The organism is Ulvibacter litoralis, assembly GCF_900102055.1.
Classification (GTDB): Bacteria; Bacteroidota; Bacteroidia; order Flavobacteriales; family Flavobacteriaceae; genus Ulvibacter; species Ulvibacter litoralis.
Genome location: NZ_FNBA01000001.1, coordinates 488,980 through 505,459, shown reverse-complemented (window position 1 = coordinate 505,459; position 16,480 = coordinate 488,980). Strand labels below are relative to the sequence as shown.

General features: G+C 33.7%; 14 protein-coding genes. 6 read left to right on the top strand and 8 right to left on the bottom strand.

The window, feature by feature from the left end:
- Positions 1–4: 4 nt before the first annotated feature.
- Genes BLQ00_RS02315 through BLQ00_RS02295 form a run of 5 tightly spaced genes read right to left on the bottom strand, consistent with a single transcriptional unit; the run spans position 5 to position 9,079 of the window.
- A complete protein-coding gene (locus tag BLQ00_RS02315; protein ID WP_139149349.1) occupies positions 5–487 on the bottom strand; it encodes a M48 family metalloprotease in 483 nt (160 codons plus the stop codon).
- The gene (pglX, locus tag BLQ00_RS02310) at positions 474–4,145 is read right to left on the bottom strand and encodes a BREX-1 system adenine-specific DNA-methyltransferase PglX (protein ID WP_093139953.1); all 3,672 of its coding nucleotides are present in this window, start codon (positions 4,143–4,145) and stop codon (positions 474–476) included. Before pglX ends, BLQ00_RS02315 begins: the two co-directional genes overlap by 14 nt.
- Before the next feature lie 5 nt (positions 4,146–4,150).
- A complete protein-coding gene (gene brxC / locus BLQ00_RS02305; RefSeq protein WP_093139951.1) occupies positions 4,151–7,759 on the bottom strand; it encodes a BREX system P-loop protein BrxC in 3,609 nt (1,202 codons plus the stop codon).
- Between the two features lie 8 nt (positions 7,760–7,767).
- Entirely contained in the window at positions 7,768–8,316 is a 549-nt protein-coding gene (locus BLQ00_RS02300; RefSeq protein WP_217629417.1) for a hypothetical protein, read from the bottom strand.
- Entirely contained in the window at positions 8,303–9,079 is a 777-nt protein-coding gene (locus BLQ00_RS02295) for a BrxA family protein (protein WP_093139947.1), read from the bottom strand. Before BLQ00_RS02295 ends, BLQ00_RS02300 begins: the two co-directional genes overlap by 14 nt.
- Before the next feature lie 437 nt (positions 9,080–9,516).
- On the opposite strand from BLQ00_RS02295, the gene BLQ00_RS02290 reads away from it, so the two are divergent.
- Positions 9,517–9,732: a hotdog family protein gene (locus BLQ00_RS02290; protein ID WP_093139945.1), complete on the top strand. Its 216-nt coding sequence runs from the start codon at positions 9,517–9,519 to the stop codon at positions 9,730–9,732.
- 213 nt (positions 9,733–9,945) lie between these two features.
- Here the strand turns inward: BLQ00_RS02290 and bamG are convergent, their stop codons facing one another.
- From bamG to BLQ00_RS17435, 3 genes are read right to left on the bottom strand one after another with little or no spacing between them, the layout of a single operon-like run.
- The gene (bamG, locus tag BLQ00_RS02285; protein WP_093139943.1) at positions 9,946–11,187 is read right to left on the bottom strand and encodes a BamG family beta-barrel-assembly machinery protein; all 1,242 of its coding nucleotides are present in this window, start codon (positions 11,185–11,187) and stop codon (positions 9,946–9,948) included.
- Positions 11,177–12,466 carry a DUF4270 family protein gene (locus BLQ00_RS02280; RefSeq protein WP_093139942.1) on the bottom strand — a complete coding sequence of 430 codons (1,290 nt, stop codon included), beginning with the start codon at positions 12,464–12,466 and terminating at the stop codon, positions 11,177–11,179. The genes bamG and BLQ00_RS02280 overlap by 11 nt, the downstream gene beginning before the upstream one ends.
- The gene (locus tag BLQ00_RS17435) at positions 12,417–12,632 is read right to left on the bottom strand and encodes a hypothetical protein (protein WP_139149348.1); all 216 of its coding nucleotides are present in this window, start codon (positions 12,630–12,632) and stop codon (positions 12,417–12,419) included. The genes BLQ00_RS02280 and BLQ00_RS17435 overlap by 50 nt, the downstream gene beginning before the upstream one ends.
- Positions 12,633–12,727: 95 nt before the next feature.
- Between BLQ00_RS17435 and BLQ00_RS02275 the strand changes: the two genes are divergently transcribed.
- The 5 genes from BLQ00_RS02275 (at position 12,728) to BLQ00_RS02255 (ending at position 16,421) form a co-directional block, all read left to right on the top strand.
- The gene (locus tag BLQ00_RS02275) at positions 12,728–13,729 is read left to right on the top strand and encodes a Kelch repeat-containing protein (RefSeq protein WP_093139941.1); all 1,002 of its coding nucleotides are present in this window, start codon (positions 12,728–12,730) and stop codon (positions 13,727–13,729) included.
- A gap of 116 nt (positions 13,730–13,845) precedes the next feature.
- The gene (locus tag BLQ00_RS02270) at positions 13,846–14,166 is read left to right on the top strand and encodes a DUF4907 domain-containing protein (RefSeq protein WP_093139939.1); all 321 of its coding nucleotides are present in this window, start codon (positions 13,846–13,848) and stop codon (positions 14,164–14,166) included.
- A 291-nt stretch (positions 14,167–14,457) separates the two neighbouring features.
- A complete protein-coding gene (locus tag BLQ00_RS02265) occupies positions 14,458–15,216 on the top strand; it encodes a sensor histidine kinase (RefSeq protein ID WP_175445399.1) in 759 nt (252 codons plus the stop codon).
- Positions 15,217–15,951, top strand: coding sequence for a LytR/AlgR family response regulator transcription factor (locus tag BLQ00_RS02260; protein WP_093139935.1), 735 nt, complete (start codon positions 15,217–15,219; stop codon positions 15,949–15,951). It begins immediately after the preceding gene.
- A gap of 59 nt (positions 15,952–16,010) precedes the next feature.
- Positions 16,011–16,421 carry an acyl-CoA thioesterase gene (locus BLQ00_RS02255; protein WP_093139933.1) on the top strand — a complete coding sequence of 137 codons (411 nt, stop codon included), beginning with the start codon at positions 16,011–16,013 and terminating at the stop codon, positions 16,419–16,421.
- The last annotated feature ends 59 nt before the right edge of the window (positions 16,422–16,480 follow it).

Sequence of the window (16,480 nt, the reverse complement as noted above, 5' to 3'; positions counted from 1 at the left end):
TATTTTATTCCTTGAGTTTTTGTATGCGTAAATCACATTCGATTTTATCAAAACCAAGCCACTTATTTTTAACTCCCTTTTCTAAGCTTGAAATAATCCATTTGCCATATCCTTTAGATTTCACAAATGCATCTGCTACGTATTCTCCCTCCATGTCTTTAATTTCAGGATTAAATACATGCCCAATTTCATGTAATATAATGGCTAACACTTCCTTTGGGAGTAATAACTTAAACTGGTTAGCATCAAAATTGATGAGCACTAAGCTTCCTGATATATTAACTTCATCTAATTCTATCTTCGAAGAAGGCGAACTACTTCTAATAAAAATTACATTTATGTCAAACAAGTCATTTACATCATCTTCGGTTAAGGTATTATATAATTCTTCTAAAGAACCACTAGTATTTAGTAATTGGGCAAAACTTTTATGTTTAAATAATGATTGAAATTTTCTAGCTTTCTCTGTCATATTACCAATCTGCATTTAAATATTTTTTCAATTGACCTTTGTTTAATACCTCATAAGATAACATCTTTTTTTCTTGTAAGGGTGCTATGTTTTTACCCACACCATCATCCAAGATAGGATTATATCCTTCTTCAAGTAAGGTGTCTATTTTCTCCTTAAAAGATTCAATTTCTTTAAGTTGAAGATAGATAATTTCTTTCTCATTTTGTGCTTTAGCAGAGGTGTCATTAGCTAAGTCACTTTGACGGTTAATAAGGGAACGTTCTCTATTTTCTAAATATATAGATCGTATGCGAAGCAATTTGTCTCGGGACCACTTGTATATTATGATATAACAATCAAATCCCATCTCGGGACCACTGGTTAGATGCCAGATAAATGGCGTTTTAGGTAAGTACATAAATAGATTAAGGTGATCTGAAAATGCCTTAAAGAAGTGATTGTTGACATAATCATTTAACTCCCTACCCAAAATACTATCGAAACTGGAGTATTGAGCCATTGTAAACCCTTTCTCAATAAATTTTTCTTCAATGCGATCTAGCAGTACCTTTTCACCTGCATTGGGTACCAAGGGTATGATGCCATCATCATCTTCCATTAATATATCACGTAATAGATCTGCTAGAAACTCCATAGCTAGATCATTCATACGCTGCTTGGGTACTACATTACTTTCTTTAAACCAATACCAAACATTTATAGGGTTGATTTGGTGGCGAATACAAAACTCTTCCAGATCGTTGTTGTTTAGGTATAAACTTGGAAACTTCTTTTCTATAGTTTCCCTCTCAATTGAGCTGAATTTTTTTTCGGGTAGGTTTTGAATGTATTCTCGTATATTATCTAATGAAAATTCTTCAATTTCATTTTCTAAATATGCTTGCTTAGCTTCTTTGGTTACAGGTAAAGTACCAATGCTTTCGCCTTCTTTTGCTAATACCAATATTTTATCTGATTCAGTCAATTCATATACTTCAAATACCTTTTCATTAATGAGGGATTCGTTTAAAAGAGTTTGTGTGATAATATGATTCTCATAAAAAAATCTTAGTTTAATACCCTTCCCGACTTCATTCCATTTTGAGGTTATATATTGATCGTTCTTATAATAACTAAATAATGAAAACACATCAATACTTCTCGAAATATCAATATTTCTCTTTGCGTAAGTTTCAATATTCAATAATGTTTCTTCATTTGGATAAGCAATTGGTAATCTTCTTAAATCCCCAACTTGCCTATTTACTGTTGGATTTAAACAACCAATAATATAGCTGGCTAGTTTTGAATTTAAAAATCCTAATAAGTAATTCAAATTTATTTTCTCATCTAAACAAATGATACACGGACCTCCTTTGTCAAAGGAAAATTTATTTTCAATATATCTAAAACTAGCTCCTTTTTGACCTGAAGCTGAATACGATATTCCATTTTTAAAGTAATATTCTTTATTGTCAGTAGTAGCTAATTCTCTTCCATCATTGCTGTAGTTCACAACTGTCCAGTTATTTCCAAACCACTTTTGGAATGGCCCTCCTTTCTGATAAAAAACCCACTTTTTTCTGTCCTTTGGATAATAATCTGACAAATTGTCCTTGTCAACTTCCCACCAAAACCTTAGGTGTTGTAAATTGTTTCCAGTCATCAAGCCTGTCACTACTTTATTTTTTAAACCTAAAGGATTTTGGCTGAACTTTTTTCTGAAATCTTTACTAATCCAATAAATAAAAGGGTAATTCTCAATCTTTCTAAAAATATTTTGATTGATTTTAAATAATCGATCATTATGATTATTGTTTAATGAATCTTCAACCGCCTTTAACAAGGAGTTTTTCTTTGTTTTTTCTTGCTGGTTTATAGAAATGTTAAAAAATAATCCTTCATCACATTTATTAGTTTTATCAAGGACATACCAACAGTTGGAGTCCAATAAAATTTCTCCTCCAAAAAGGTTAACCCTATCCAGTCCATAATCTACAAGTAATTCAATTTGCGAATGACTTAACAAATATTCCCTTAGATTTTCAAAAGTTTTAATAAACATAAATGTATTAGGGTGGATCATAGCTATTTTCCCATCTGAATTGGTCAATTCAAAACATCTTTTTATAAAGGATGCGTAAAGATTTGTACTAAATTTATAGGGTTTCTTGAAATTGCTCTCAATAAACCTTTTTAGCTCTGGGCCAAAATCACCACTATCAGTATAGGGAGGATTTGCCGTAGCCAAATCATACTTCTGTGTAAGAAGTTTTAAAAAGGTAATAGCATCCTTTGTTTTATCAGTTAAAAAGGAGTTCCCTTGTTGGCTTGCAAATTTAGTAACAGCTGTTTCTAGGTTTTTAAAGAACTCAACTTTAAAACGCTCGTATTCTTCTACTTCTTCTTCTCCAAAAAGAGTTGTGCCTTGTTGAGCGATCAAGCCGTGAAATTGTAGACTCAGCTTTTCTTCTATTTTAACCAAGCTACCAAATTTATAAGCCTGCTGTAGATCTCCCCAAATTTCCTCTATGACCTGAAGCTGCTTTGAGTTCGTTGTACCACTTTTAAAAATGGGTTGTACTTCTTCAAACTCAGGTAAGTAAAAGTCTGAGGAAACTATGTTAAAGTTAAGTTGTCCGGTGGTGCGCACTTTTTGTTTTGCCTTGATCCACAAGCCTAATTGTGCTAACTGTATGGCACGATCATCTAGATCTATCCCATATAAGTTATGTTCAATAATGAGTTGGGGGATATCATCTTCATTATATTCCGCCCCATAATTATCAATTTGGTCCTGGTATAAATCATAAAAGAAATTAAAACCATACAATAAGAAATTTCCAGATCCTGATGCAGGATCTATAAGCTTTACCGTATGTAAAGGTTTTATCTTTCGTACTTGCTCTGTAGGTGCATTAGCTATTTTATACCTAGTTGAAATAGTAGAGTCTGGATACATTTCCAGATAGAGCTTCCCTAATGAATTATTCACTAGAAACTCTACTACCCATCTGGGTGTATATACCTGTGATTGCAAGCTTACTTTGTCAAATTCAGTTTTATCGCCACTGTCCTTATGGGCTTGTTTTTTAGCATTATTATAACTTTCATATAACCACCCTAAAATATCATCACTTTCCCAAATAGCGTCTTCAATTTGAGCATCTTTTTCAACTGAATTAAATGCTTCTACAATCTCATTGAGATCAATAACATAGGGTAGGAGGGCGTAAGGATAGCTTTTATGATACAATGGGATGGATTCTCCCAACGTATTAAATTCGTCCTTAAAGTAGTGTCTCAGCCCCTCCAATTCTTCATCACGCATCTGAGGGTGCTGCTCTAGCCATACTTTATGCCCAAAAGAGCGGTCACCTAGTTCAGCTTGCTTTGTTAAAATGGGTGGAAATAATTGATGAGCCTCCATCACTTTAATAGCTGCTAAGCGATTAAATAGGGTAAATGACAATTCATCTAAGGCTTTCTCTCTGGCACTCTCATAACTTCCTGTTTCTCCTTCGTGACTTCTTATTAACACCTCAATTTTCTCTCTTTTATTATGAAGAGGTTCAGGTATTTTATCTAGAGTCACCAGTTTAGTAGCTCCTACACCTAGTCTTGCAAATTGATTATTGAAAGACTTATAAATTAGAGCTCTTATATGTTCAACGTGATCGTGTAGTTTCAAAAGACTTAGTTGTTAATGGTTAGTTCTATCTCATCATCATTATCCATCCCTGACATAGCCTGCAATTGCCCTGAAAGTAATTTTCTGTATTCAGATGTAGTCATTACTTTTTTGGTAATATTAAGTTGTAACTTTTTAGGTTGTTTTGGCTTTTTTGGATCGGTAGGAGTAGGAGCTTCTTTAACAAAACTACCTTCAATCATCTGCAGATCTGTTTCTTTTATAGGCCCTAGATCAATATAATTTAATATATCAGATAGTGAATATTTACAGTTTTGACATTCAATATGGTATTCAAGCTTGATATCATTTACAATTTTCGAATTGCAATACTGAATAAGATCATTCAATTTTCTAGAAGCTTCTGTATTTAGATCCTTGGGATAATTGCTATTTAGATCTTGAACTACTTTAGAGGCTTTATCCTTCAGTTCCTGGTACGTGCTAGTCATTTTCTTAGCGTTTGAGCTCATTAATAGATAATATTCATCCTTAATAGCTTGAGCAGCACTTTGAACTTCAGAAAAATTTCCAACTACATCGTTTTTGTAAGCTTCATTAAACTCGAATGTTTTGGTTTTAATAGTATTGTTTTCTGTAATCCCTGCCTTTTGTAATTCATCATTCACTTGAATAACAAAACGCTTAAACCCTTTAATTTTTTCTAGATTTTTCTTGATGAATTTTTCAGCTGTAACGATGCTTTCTATTGAGTTGCTATACTCAACTTTGTTATCCAGAAAATCCTCCGCCTTGTCAATGTAGTTTCCTTCTGTTGTTTTTGAAGAGTAGCTTTGTAATATATCCTTCTGTTGCTTCACCTTGCTAAATAGTTTATCGAAATCTGGTAGTGTATTGCTGAGTGTGTCGATTGATTTAATAAAATGTTCTGCTAGCTGTGTTACTGCGTTTGCAAGATCAAAATCACTTGACGTCCAACTAATTTTTTGATCGGTATGAGTTTCATATTTTAGATCTAATAAAGCCTGTACTAGCTGATTCTTTTGCTCTGCTGATAGGGTTTTAGTTATTGATTTAAAACGCGCTGATTTGAATTTAGTACTAGAATTAAATGCTTCGTGGGAAGGCTTATCTCGAAATGAAAAGTACTCAGTGTCATTAAACTTAACAACAAGCCTACCTGCTCTGAAAAGTGTTGCTAGCGCAGTAGAGATTGTTCCATAAGAATAACCCCAAGGAGCTATAGATAATTCATCTTCAAGACTTTTCCCATCAATATAACGATTGTTGATTATTAAAGTTATTTCTTCAACTACTTTTAAGTGGTCACCCGTAAAATTGCCTTTGGAGTCAAAAAACTTAAACTCATCTCCTGAAAAATATCGATGGAGTTTTTCATCACTACTCTCATTAATTAATTTGGAACCAATGTTTTCAGATAATTGACTAGATAACCTTTTGGTATAAATGTTTTTAATGAGTTTACGCTGAACTTCATTAACGTTGCCTTTAAAATTATCTTTATTCAATAGGATTTCATCGAACAAGTAAATGAGAGATCCGTTAGAATAGGAAGCATCTATTAATGAAATAAGATCTTTCTCTTTTTCATCTTTGATGGTAGAAAATTCTCTAATAATTTTTCTTGTCTCAGAGTCACTATCATTACCATACTTTTCTTCCATCAAAGCGAAGCGTCCTACTTCATCAATTAACTTATCTATCTTTTTAAAGTTGTTATTGTCCGGAACAAGCGTAATAGTATCTTTTGAATACTGAGTGTCCAATTTTAAGCTCTCAATAAAATCCTGACGATCTTCATTAATATTAAAAAGACTGTATACGGTTAGCTTAAGATTCTTATTGTTAGAACTTATGATTTCATCATCAAGATCTGTAATGATATTAAAATTATATGCTACAGAGTCTTCTGTTAAAACACCTACTTGACGGAACAAACTAATTTTTTTAAGATAGGTAACAAGTTCTCTCTTCTTAATAAATAGTGCCACATCGAAATCTTTCATTTCTTCAAGTAGCTTGCCCTCCAGGTTTGATGTGATCTTATAATTGTTATTTGAGACCAATAAGATTTTTGACTCCACTAGGATAGTAAGTGCATCTTCAATGAATGGTTTAATATCATAGTATTTAGCACTGTCGGAAATGTAGGATTTTGTAATATTTTCAACTGTTGGTAAAACCAATATGGACTCATTAATAAAATGAATACATTTCAATAAGTGTTCACCATCAAGATCTATTTCTTTATTCTTAATAATCTGTCTTGCAGTATCATACTTGCCTACTAGATCTGCTGGGGGAGATGTTTGAGCCTCACTACAGAGGTCTTGTGCAGTTGCGAAGTTATAAAGCTCTTGGTCTTTTAGCTCTCTCCTTAATATGTCGAATGTAGTAATGATCATTCCTCGAGCTGCAATCTGGTTTTGTACTAGTGCATTGGAGCTGAAAAGAAATTTCTGTAATAATGCGAATTGATACTTATGAAAAGGATAATATGTAGCAAATTGTTCAGCTGACTCTGTTTTTGTAGGGAAATTGGATTTTAGATTAGTCGTGTCACTAATTAATCCATCATTTTTCTTGAAGTAGTCAATTAATGCTTTATGATCTTTCTCATTTTTCTTAAGTAATCTATTTCTAATAATCACATCAACTTCAGTTGATTCTAGGTGAATTTTACTTTTAAATCTATCGGTTACTTTGTTTAAGTTAGCTCTACTAACATTTGAATTACTTATTACATCATCGAGCTTTTCTTGAGCAATAGCAATGGTCCAAACCTTTTTGTTAATGCTTGAAAGACTTTCACTCAACCCTTCTAAATCAAGCAGGGTAAATTTCTTTTGACTTATAGCCTCACTAGCTTCATCAAAAACAAATACTAGAGTTTCTTCTGGGCACTTAACTAGATATTTCTCTAATTCATCTTTGAATTTAGATGATGAGAATGTCTCTATAGCAATCTCATAGGTCTTTTTGGTATCTTCATACTCTGCATCCGTATAATCTATAGACGCATAAAAGCGGCGCATAGCCTTTGCTATTTCCCTATTACTACTTCTAATTTCGTCCCATTCCTTTCCAAACAATTCTTTAGATTTACTTTGAAGTAGTTCGTACTTTCCATCTATAAAAAGTTCGTATTCCATATACCCATAAAGATCTTCTCTGAACCCTAACGTCTTAAGGAAATTGGCGAATAATGTGAAAGCAAGACCATTGTCAGTGTTTTGTTTAGCAACATCAAGAAATATCACTTTACTTTTTATAGCACTTAATTTCCTAATATCATTTTCAATAAGACTTTGGTTCTCTACACCATTCAATCTAGGTAAGAACCTATCAATTGCAGGTGTTCCATTAATCTTAGGGTTATCAATTAAGTAACCAAGCATCTTTCCAAAATAAGATTTACCAGATCCATAGAATCCAGATAGCCATACACCCGTTTCTTTAATATTACTGGTATAAAGGGTGATGAATTTTGAAATATGTTGTCCTAATCCATCAGTGACGATATAGGATTCAATTTCAGATTGTATTGCATTTTCAGACTGATCCTGCAAGTCAATCACATTTTTAATATCTTCTTTTAAGTCTAGTTCTAAAGTGTCTTTTATTAATGTCATAGGTTGAATTAATCAATTATAGTACATCGATATTTTGATGCTGGCTTAAAGTTCAGAAAAAGAATATTATCATTTTCTATTTTTACTGGATAGAAGATAATCAAAGGCTGTTTAAGGCCCATAACGGAATTGTGTTCCATGATGTTTACATTTTCTATTCCCGTTCCATAAAGTGATCCTGTACGCATTAGCACAGGTGTTAAGTTGGAGTTCTCTGCTTCTAGTATTTCTCGAATAATCAAGTCCATTAAATCTATAGCTCCATCATCAGAATTAAATACAATATGAGGTGTTAATGAAAAATCTTCATAGTAATCTTTAAAATCATTCCACCCATCGGAATCTATAAACTCAACTAGTAATGCTGCAATATCAATAAACTTAAACTCTGTATTTGATAATAATTCTTTAGCTTTTTGTATGTAAAGTTTTTCTTCAACAGGAGGGTATGTGAATAAAATACTATTCCCACCATTGGCTTCGCGTCTGAGCTGATTCCTATTTTTTAAATCTAGACTAATTTTCAAGTCATCAAACTTGACTTTATGATCTTCCAAATATGCCATTTATTATATCATTAGGTTCATAGGCGTTTTCAATCTTCAAGTTGCTGCCAGCAAAATTCATTATAATCCAATCCTTTTTTGCTACTCTTTTTATCCGCTCAACTAAATTTTCTTTTGGCGTAAATGAGAAACTAGAAAATTCATCATCCAAAAAGTTAGACTTTGTATTCTTTAAATAGCTATATAGATTTAAATAGACTGCAAGCATTTTGTCATTTACATTAACAAGTTCAAAAGTCTTCTTTCTAGATCCTTTGAGTAGATGAAGCTTTTTGAGTACAGAGAGATATTTGTAAGCAATAGTATCTATTGTATTGTCAGACCACCTTCCTTTCAATTCGGGAGTTCTTGAAATTAAATCCTTGAGGTATGCAATAACATCTTCTTTGGGAAATTCCATTCTACCTTGGAAATAAAACTTTAGATATACATCACGATTTAGCTCATAGAACAATTTGTTATTTAAACTAAACAACCAAAAGAATAATAAAGCCTGAGAAGGTTCGTCATCTTTTAGAAATTGAAATAGATTAGATGCAAGCATATTTATTTTTTCATTATCAGAAATTAGAGCAGACTTTAAAAGTGTTAAAAATCTTTGGCGGGATCTTTCTGTTCTAAAATTATATTCATTCTTACTGACTAACACCTGTTTTAAGCTAGCTTCATTACTTATCAAAAGAGGTAAGCCTATATACAATAATTGATAGTTAGGGATGCCACCAAGGATGTTTATATCTGTATTATAATTCATGTGCTAGCTAGAAATAAGTTTAGCCTGCAATTTCATTAAAAAAAACTGTATTTGAAATTAATCAAAGGGGAGATTTTAAAATTAAACAATTTAGGTAACTTAGTATAGAAAATTACCTCAAAGGAATACAATTCGGCACACTTAATTAATTTATATAGTATAAGTGATTAATTGTTAGTTAGTTAAATGCGCGAGTTCGAGTCTCGTCCAGACCGCCAACGTCCCCACGAAAGTGGGGATATTTTGAAATACTTCTCAGGTTATATGAGGAGGTTCCCTTCTGCAAGGGAGCGCAAACGCGTTGTGTTGTCCGTCTTAAATGTGGCGGAGGGTTTATGTAGTAAACCGATGAAGAGCTTATCCAAATGGATGGGCTTTTTTTGTTTTAGGGCCTTTCTTACCTACCTTACATCACTTTTTAATTCCAAAGAAAAACAATGAAAACAGCCCTTCTAGACGATAAAATCTTATTTAGTCATTCCTATCAGGTCACGAAAGAACATACTGACGATTTACAGCACGTTAATAATATTGTGTATTTGCAGTGGATTCAGGATATCTCAGAACAACATTGGATTACCACAGCTCCTCTTGAGATGAGAAATAGTTTTATTTGGATGGTGCTGCAGCATAAAATTGATTTTAAACACTAAGCATTTGCAGGTGATGAAGTTACAGTTTATACGTGGGTTGATAAAAATGAAGGTGTAAAATCGATTCGAAAGGTTCAGATTTATAAAGACGATACGTTGCTTGTTGCTTCAGAAACACTATGGTGTTTGTTGGATAAAAATTGACTCCGTCCTAAACGAATTTCCGATGCCATTAAAAAACTATTTATAATGCCTAGTGTTTAATTTTTTTCTTTAATCAATATATCGTTTTACAAACCAGATGTTTTCCAAACTTAGGTTGAGCGTAAGAAGGTGGTAGTTTTCCTGAATAAGATTATTAGCGACACGCCCTTGTACTCCATACGAGTACCCTACGTTAAGCATGGAGTTGTTTTTCTTGCTGAAAGGGATTCCTAATCCAATTGTAGCTTCGTAATTACTAACTCTGGTATTGTTTATTTCGATACTTCCGCTGTCAAAATTTAATCCTGCTCTGTAGTTCATTCGATCCCAATAATTGGTACTGTTTTTATTTGGAATATACTTCGTTCCCAAACCAATGATATCCTGATTTACAAACGTTCCACTCTGATCTGTTTGGTTGGTGGCGCTCCAAAAACGTCTTGTATAATCGATGTTGAAGGAGAGATTCTCTTTTAATTTGGTTTCCACTCCAAGACCAATCTCTAAGGGAAGTTTAAAGGCATCCAAGTCTTTTTGTGATTCTTCAACCGTTCCAACAGCATCAGCAACCGATAAGGTCACAGTGTTTTCTTGGTCTCCTTTAAGGCTAGTTGGTAAGCTTGCTACCGCTCCAAAAGAAAAGTTCGAATTAAAGGTATATTGCAAGCCTGTTTTAAGTTGAAAACCACTGTAAAAATTTTCTTCATTCACGTAAAGAACATTGTCTTGAAAATAATTTGTTTCGTTTTCTTCAATCTTTCCGAAGAGATACGACCCGCTTACCCCAACGCTTAATTTATCTGTTACTTTATACCCTGCATTTATTTTAATATCGTTAAGTCCGCCAGAACCATAGATATCTGAATTGAACTGTTCGTTAGATCCTTCAATTTCATTCGGAACTCCTGAAACGAAATATCCAACATTGGTAAAAGGAAGTAATGTTAATCCAACCCCAAATTTACTAGAAACAGGAAAGGCAAACGCAAGGCTTGAAAAATTTGCATTGGTTCTACTTTCATCTACACCGCCTTCTACTAAGGTTTCTTGTTGCACTTTAACACCGATGTCATACAGAAAGCTGTTAGAGTGAAAGGAAGCAAAAGAAGCTGGATTTAAACCGTTGATACTACTTGTGCTATGTGATGCAATTCCAGTTTTTCCTAAGGTATTTGCTTCCCCCGTATTTAAATTATTTCTTAATCCTAATCCATATAATGAATATGGCGAACTAGACAAGTCGTTTGTTTGTGAAAAGGCACTAACACTTATAAAAAAGAGTAGGGAAAGGGATGTTACTTTAATTGTCATTATAAATGGCGTATGTGAGTTCTAATTTTAATTTGTTTTGGTCCGAATTATTTTCTCCATATAAAATATATCTGTCTACAGAATTGTAATAATCTTGAGCATAAATAGCGAGGTACAAATTATCGTTGTTTGTGGTTTCACTAAGTTTTGTGTCTAAAAAGGTTTTTATAGGAATGCTATATCGGGTAATGTTGAATTCTGAATTTTCTTCAGTAATGGTTCCATACACAGCAGATCCAGAATAATCTAACAAATCAGAAACGACGTCAGAGTTGGCGTCCATGATGTATAAAGCCAATGAGTCTTTAGTGTGCAGGTTTATTGTGGAAGCGTTTTTCTTAATGGATATGTTGAGGCTTGCCTCTACAATAGATCCTGTTCCAGTAATAGTGTAAAGTGATTTTACATACGGAAATTCAATTCTAGTGAGCACTCCCACGCCCGATTGCATAAAAGCGGTGTTTGAAGTTTCGGAACTTGGAAGAATCATTTCCTGATCGGTTAAGCTCTCTAATACAGTGCCTTCATGCGAACTAGAAATATGATTGGAAGAATTGGTGCTACTTATTGGAAAATCCCACGTTTCTTCAAGGTTTCCTTCTTCGTCTTCAATGGTGTAATAAATTCGCAGATAACTGTCGTTACTAAATCCTAAGACTGCTGTATTGTTTATAGTGTCTGGTTGTACAAGCAATCCTCGATACTCATTTAAAAACTCATCAATATTCGTAATGTCATTGTCTTGTATTTTTGAAAAAAGCTCGTTGCCAAAGGCAGCATCTATCGAAATATGAAGTGAATCGGCTCCTTTAGGTCTTGCGTCAAAAATTTTAGTCCCAATTCTTGAAGTGTTATAATTAAATGTAGTTGTGTTGTAAAAGTAATCATCACTACTCGGTTTTATATTGTCTACCACTTCAAACACATCGAATTTTTGACGTGAAATGGTATCGTTATAATAGTAGTTGTCGTACTTTAAAATTAAGGCAATAGAATCGAAAATGGCTTCATTGTCGATATCATACCCAGGGGATTCTAACTGAAAGTAAGATTCACTATTCGTGCGTCCAAAAACAGGGTCTGCATACGAGCCAATTAAAAGTCGTTCTCCAGAAACAACCATAGAATCAAACTTTAGTGTCGCTGCTCTTACGGTTAAGGTGTCTATTGATAAGAAAGTGGTTTCACTGTCTATCCAATCGTTACCAATTTCTGAAGTTCCGTCATTGCTACAAGCAATAATGGTAAGTAGTATCGGAATGCACAATAGGTATTTCATTCGCTTTTTTGAGCAAACCTACTCGAAGAGGAGTCGTGTTTAAAATATTATATACCAATGCCCAAATTGTATCGTCAAACGCTTCAGAAGTGTCTAAAAACAGCGTGTTATACAAGTAATCAGCACAATCTAAGTGTTGGTAGATACATTTTGCCACTCTGTCCATTTCTTTTTTTTTCAGCCATCTAACGAGGTATGTTTGCCTTGTGGTTTTGCGAAAAGTGATCATCACAAAAGAGTTTTGAAAAAATAAATTGTAAAATGAATAGAAGCGTAAATTATTTAATGGTAGTAACAGCAATGACACTTGCTCTTGTTACACAAAGTTGTTCCTCAGACGATGACGATACAGATATTGGAAACTGGACCTCACGATCCATTTTTGATGGTGCTCCAAGAAGTAGTGCTGCAAGTTTTGTCATTGATAACATAGGATATGTAGGAACAGGATATGATGGAGACGATTATCTTACCGATTTTTGGGCGTATGATATTGATGGTGATTTTTGGGTTCAGAAAGCAGATTTCCCCGGAATTGCACGTAGTTCTGCGGTTGGATTTTCTGTTTCTAATACAGGATATATAGGAACAGGATACGATGCCGAAGCGGCTTCAGAGTTAAATGATTTTTGGGCGTATAGTCCAAGTAGTAATAGTTGGACGCAAAAAGCAGATTTTAGCGGCGGAAACAGAAGAGGTTCTGTAGCATTTGCTGTTGGTGAAAAAGGCTATATAGGTACTGGTTTTGATGGCGACAATGATCGTAAGGATTTTTGGGAATACAGTCCAACCACAGACGAATGGACAGAAGTTTTTGGGTATGGAGGTTCTAAAAGACGTTACGCAACAACCTTTACCATTAGCGATAAAGTGTATTTAGTAACGGGTGTAAACAACGGATTGTATGTAGACGATGTTTGGGAATTTACACCTGCTACTGGAGAATGGGAAAAGAAAAATGACTTAGACTACGATGAAGACTATTACATAACACGTTCTAATGCATTAGGTTTTTCGTTGAATGGTCTTGGATATGTTTCCTGCGGATATAGCGGTGGCGTTTTAGGAAGTACCTGGCAGTATAATTCGGTAAGCGATACGTGGGAAGAATTAACCGCGTTAGAAGCTACCGCGAGACAAGATGCAATCAGTTTTACAAGTACTAATAACAAGGCTTTTGTTTTGTTAGGAAGGTCGGGAAGTCTTTATTTAGACGATACCTATGAATTTTTTCCGCAAGAAGAACTCAATGAGGATGATTAATTTTTTTGTTTTGTAACTCCCTTTGTAAGCCAAAGTCTCCTAGATGTATTTTAATAAAGATGGTAATACAGATAGGTTTCTTTGGTCTTTTTGTTTAAAAAAATACGACACACCTAATGAAGTTAATTAAATTTTGTTTTCATTCTTTCCTTTTAGTAGCCACAATTTCGTTATTGTTCTATTTTTTAATTCCTTCGGAAGTCAATGTAGCGGTGCATCCTGTGGGTGACGGCTATGGGTATTCGGTATCGGTTAAAAACAAAACAGTGATTAAACAAGATTTTATTCCTGCAATTCAAGAACAGAAAGCATTTTGCACGTTTGAAGACGCCCAAACCATAGGAACTCTTATAAAACGTAAAATTGAAAAAAAAGAAAACCCAAGCATAACCCTTTCTGAATTGAAAGAGAATAATATTTCCTTTCTTTGTAATTAATTATAGCCCCAACTCTCCATGTCCTCCTTTTTTACAAGAAATAAACAAATCATCATCCATATTTTATGTTGGAGTGTACTTTTGTTTGTTACTTCTTTCCAGATGTATTCTGAAAGAGGAAGTGTTCCACTTTTTTATTGGGTTAGACTTGGCGTAGATGTTTTGTTCTTTTACATCAACTTTCTTATTCTAGTTCCAAAATTATTACTTCAAAAAAAGACAGCCCTTTATTTAGTTAGTATCGGACTCATATTAATAATCTCATATGTTTTTTTCCAATACTATAGAGAGGTGTTCGAACCATTTGAACAACATCTCAAACCGTTTAACGGCGATAGAAAACCCCCAAGATTTTCTTCTTGGAGAGGAATTCCAGTCGCGTTAAATGTCTCTTTTATATTGATTGGTACCATTATACGAATGTATATGGAGTGGAACAAAAATGAAACGCGAAAAAAAGAGATAGAATCTGTTCGAACCACAACGCAGCTTCAGTTTTTAAAAAATCAAATCAATCCACACTTTCTGTTTAATTCGTTAAATACCATTTATTCTTTAACGACTAAAAAGGCAAGCAACGCTCCTGAAGCAGTCATTACACTTTCAGAATTAATGCGCTATATGTTGTATCGCGCCAATAACGAATACGTTCCATTACAGGAAGAATTAGACTATATTAGTAACTATATTAAGCTTCAACGGTTGCGATTGGCGTATGCAGAAAATGTAACCATTAATATTAGAGGAAATGTTGGTGCTCAAAAAGTGCGTCCTTTGCTTTTAATTTCGTTTATTGAAAATGCGTTTAAGTACGGTACAGACTATCAAGGAAATACTGAAATTAAGATTGTAATCACAGTGTCAGAGAACAATTTGTCGTTTACGTGCGTCAATTTAATTGGAAATAGAAAAGCCGATACTGAAAATTCTGGAATTGGACTTGTAAACACAAGAGAGCGTTTAGAAATGCTATATCCAGGGATGCATACCTTAGAAGTTTCAGAAAAAGAAGGAAAATATATCGTAGACCTTAATTTAACACTACAGTAAATGAAATGTCTCATAATTGATGATGAACCTTTAGCAATTGAGATTGTTGAGTCGTACCTAACGAAAGTTGAAGGGGTAACGATTGTAGGGAAGTGTACCAATCCGTTGGCTGCGATTACGATTTTAAACAAACATCAAGTAGATTTAGTGTTTTTAGATATTGAAATGCCAAACATTACAGGAATTGAACTGGTAAAGTCATTAGACAACTTACCTCAGTTTATATTTACAACCGCCTATCCCGAATATGCATTGGAAGGTTTCGAATTAAATGCGACCGATTATTTAGTAAAACCCATTCCTTTTCATCGATTTCTGAAAGCCATTTCACGCGCTAAAGAAAAATTTGAGTCGGAAAGAATAAGTCCAATCACATCCGAAGTTAAAGAAACCTCGTCACTACAAGAAAGTGATATTGAACGTGATTTTATTTTTGTAAAGTCTGAATATGAGAATATTAAAATTAATATTCAAGATATAAAATTTATGGAAGGGTTGAAAGATTATATTAAAATATATACCACTACTTCAACAAAACCAATTCTTACCTTGTTAAGCTTCAAAGAAATTTTGGACAAACTACCAGAAGCTTCTTTTTTACGTGTTCACAGATCTTTTATTGTCAATGTGAAGTATATAAAATCCCTTCAGAAAACGAAAATAGTGATTGAAGATTTTAGAATTCCGATAGGTGAAACTTACAAGAAAGAAGTGCTCGAACGCCTTGGATTATAAAGGCATCAGTTGTAATTTAGTAGTCTGTACTGAATACCTCACCTTCCGAAGAGAAAATAATGAAAGTAACGATTCCAGACGACAAAATAGTTTTTAGCAATTCGTTTCAAGTTACCGCTGAAGACACCGATTTTTTAAATCACGTGAATAATGTAGTGTATTTAAAGTGGATTCAAGAGATTTCAGAAAAGCATTGGAATACCTTTGCCACTTCTGAAATGAAAGAACAATTGATTTGGATGGTACTGCAGCATAAAATTGATTACCTACACCAATCTTTTGAAGGCGATACCATTACCATTTCTACGTGGGTCGAAAAAAATGAAGGCGTAAAATCTACCCGAAAAGTACTTATTTACAGAGATGATGTTTTGCTTGTTTCTTCGGAAACTATTTGGTGTTTATTGGATAAAAAAACAATGAAACCGAAGCGTATTACCGACAACATTTCGGAACTTTTTCTAAATTAACTTTAGATTTTCCACCTTTATTTCTCGTGTCTTTTTACTCTTATAACGAACCTCTTTTA

What these genes read in the sequence shown, in the direction of transcription:
- bamG (WP_093139943.1), bottom strand. Translation starts at nt 11,187, where the DNA reads ATGACAATTAAAGTAACATCCCTTTCCCTACTCTTTTTTATAAGTGTT.
- BLQ00_RS02270 (WP_093139939.1), top strand. Translation starts at nt 13,846, where the DNA reads ATGAAGTTAATTAAATTTTGTTTTCATTCTTTCCTTTTAGTAGCCACA.
- brxC (WP_093139951.1), bottom strand. Translation starts at nt 7,759, where the DNA reads ATGACATTAATAAAAGACACTTTAGAACTAGACTTAAAAGAAGATATT.
- BLQ00_RS02295 (WP_093139947.1), bottom strand. Translation starts at nt 9,079, where the DNA reads ATGAATTATAATACAGATATAAACATCCTTGGTGGCATCCCTAACTAT.
- BLQ00_RS02260 (WP_093139935.1), top strand. Translation starts at nt 15,217, where the DNA reads ATGAAATGTCTCATAATTGATGATGAACCTTTAGCAATTGAGATTGTT.
- BLQ00_RS02275 (WP_093139941.1), top strand. Translation starts at nt 12,728, where the DNA reads ATGAATAGAAGCGTAAATTATTTAATGGTAGTAACAGCAATGACACTT.
- BLQ00_RS17435 (WP_139149348.1), bottom strand. Translation starts at nt 12,632, where the DNA reads ATGGACAGAGTGGCAAAATGTATCTACCAACACTTAGATTGTGCTGAT.
- BLQ00_RS02255 (WP_093139933.1), top strand. Translation starts at nt 16,011, where the DNA reads ATGAAAGTAACGATTCCAGACGACAAAATAGTTTTTAGCAATTCGTTT.
- BLQ00_RS02290 (WP_093139945.1), top strand. Translation starts at nt 9,517, where the DNA reads ATGAAAACAGCCCTTCTAGACGATAAAATCTTATTTAGTCATTCCTAT.
- BLQ00_RS02280 (WP_093139942.1), bottom strand. Translation starts at nt 12,466, where the DNA reads ATGAAATACCTATTGTGCATTCCGATACTACTTACCATTATTGCTTGT.
- BLQ00_RS02315 (WP_139149349.1), bottom strand. Translation starts at nt 487, where the DNA reads ATGCAGATTGGTAATATGACAGAGAAAGCTAGAAAATTTCAATCATTA.